The following is a 1384-nucleotide window of genomic DNA, read 5'->3' on the forward strand; positions in this document are numbered from 1 at the left end:
CGCCGTTGTTCAAGCCGTCTACGAAGCTCCAAGGGACGAGCGGGAAACGCTGATGTGTCAGATCATGCGGGATGTGATTTCCCATGATCGGTTGACGCTTGAGCGTGTCGGGATTGATGATAATTTCTTTGATATTGGCGGGCATTCGATCTTCGCAGCACAGTTTGCAATGCGTCTGGAAAAGGCGCTTGGACTGCATGTTCCGGTACGACTCGTGTTTGAAAGCCCGACAGTGCGCGAGATGGCTGAGCGGCTGCAGGAGGACCTTGGAGAGGCTTTGCCGCCAGTGACGTATGTGGATCGCTCGTCACCGATACCTGCTTCGTTTGAGCAGGAGCGGATGTGGGGCCAACAGTCTGCATGAAGGGCGGCCGGTTTACAACGAAGGCTTGCCTTTGGTTCTTCGGGGCAAAGCAGACACCCCAGCGCTGCTGGTTGCAGTGCAGGGCATTCTAGACCGGTATGAAGTGCTGCGCACACGGCTTGTGAGTGAAGACGGCCGTCTTTACCAGCAGATTGATCCGGTCGGGATTTTGAAGGTGCATTACGAGGACTGGTCAGCGCGTGGGGAGGCGTTTGCCTCCATTGAGCGGCAGGCGATTGACCGTTGCGCGGAGGTGATTGCAGCGCCTTATGATTTAGGCATGGATCATCCATGCCGGTCTCTGGTTCTGAAGTTGTCTGAAGAGCTGCATGTGTGGTGTTTTGCTGTTCACCACAGTGTGGGAGACAATTGGTCTCTCAGCCATGTGATGCCTTCGGACTTTTTTGCCCTTTACGAGGCTGCGCGTGATGGCCGGAGTGCTGATCTTCCGGAAATTTCACTGCATTATGCCGATTATGCTGCCTGGCAACGCTCTGAGGCGATGGCGGGTATCCTTGAGCAGGAGCTCGATTGGTGGAAGCGTCACCTCAATGGAGCGCCGGAAGTCCTGGAGCTGCCGTTTGATCATGCGCGCCCGGCAGAACGGAAGCATGAAGGGCGCCGGACGGAAACGGCCGGGTTCACGAGCGAGCAGTGGCGGGCGATTGAGGCCTACGCAGTTGCACGGGGGGGGACGCCATTCATGGTGTTTGTTGCCGCGCTCTCGGGCCTGTTGTCGCGTGTGACGCCTTCTGGTGACATCGTCCTGGGGACGCCGCATGTGATGAAGCCAGATGCGGCGCTTTGGGATGAATTCGGGTATTTCGGGAATACGTTGTCGCTCCGTACGCAGGTGGATCATGAAGAAACCTTCAATGACTTGTTTGACCGGGCAAAGGGCACGGTCAACGATGCGTTTGCACATCAGTATGTTCCGTTCGAAGAGATTGTAGCTGCCTTGGGCCTGCGCCCGGTCAACGAGACACCCGTGTTTCAGGTCCTGCTGGTCATGCATGCGTT

At 56.9% G+C, this 1384-nt stretch carries 2 protein-coding genes; both read left to right on the forward strand.

Annotation, left to right across the window (positions count from 1 at the left end; all coding sequences use genetic code 11):
- A partial coding sequence (locus E1297_RS01785; RefSeq protein WP_155133131.1) for a phosphopantetheine-binding protein occupies positions 1–364 on the forward strand: 364 nt, incomplete at its 5' end.
- Positions 365–389: 25 nt separating this feature from the next.
- A partial coding sequence (locus E1297_RS01790; protein ID WP_244327594.1) for a condensation domain-containing protein occupies positions 390–1384 on the forward strand: 995 nt, incomplete at its 3' end.

The organism is Roseibium sp. RKSG952, assembly GCF_009711355.1.